Origin of the sequence: Paraburkholderia piptadeniae (genome assembly GCF_900007165.1) — a bacterium.
Taxonomy (GTDB): domain Bacteria; phylum Pseudomonadota; class Gammaproteobacteria; order Burkholderiales; family Burkholderiaceae; genus Paraburkholderia; species Paraburkholderia piptadeniae.
Genome location: NZ_CYGY02000170.1, coordinates 1 through 298, shown reverse-complemented (window position 1 = coordinate 298; position 298 = coordinate 1). Strand labels below are relative to the sequence as shown.

The following is a 298-nucleotide window of genomic DNA, read 5'->3' as shown; positions in this document are numbered from 1 at the left end:
GCGCCGCTGACGGACATCCCCGGCAAGCAGCGCATTCCCGATATCCGCATCGCCGATGCGCGTGCGATCGGCGCGGAAGTGGTCGCGGTGGGCTGCCCGAACTGCACGGCGATGCTCGAAGGCGTGGTCGGACCGCGTCCCGAGGTGCTCGATGTGGCCGAACTCGTTGCGGCAGCGCTGGAGTGAACGATGAATACAACCATCAAACGTATCGATCCGCGCCGGCCGTTCGTCATCACGGCGGCGGGACTGAAGCGCATCACGCTGGGCGCGGAGCACGTGGCGGGCGCATCGTATG

1 protein-coding gene is annotated in these 298 nt (G+C 67.1%); it reads left to right on the top strand.

Annotated elements, in window-relative coordinates; all coding sequences use genetic code 11:
* Positions 1-186, top strand: a 186-nt coding sequence (locus tag BN2476_RS49135; RefSeq protein ID WP_500045272.1) for a hypothetical protein, incomplete at its 5' end; no start/stop codon positions are given.
* Between the last annotated feature and the right edge of the window lie 112 nt (positions 187-298).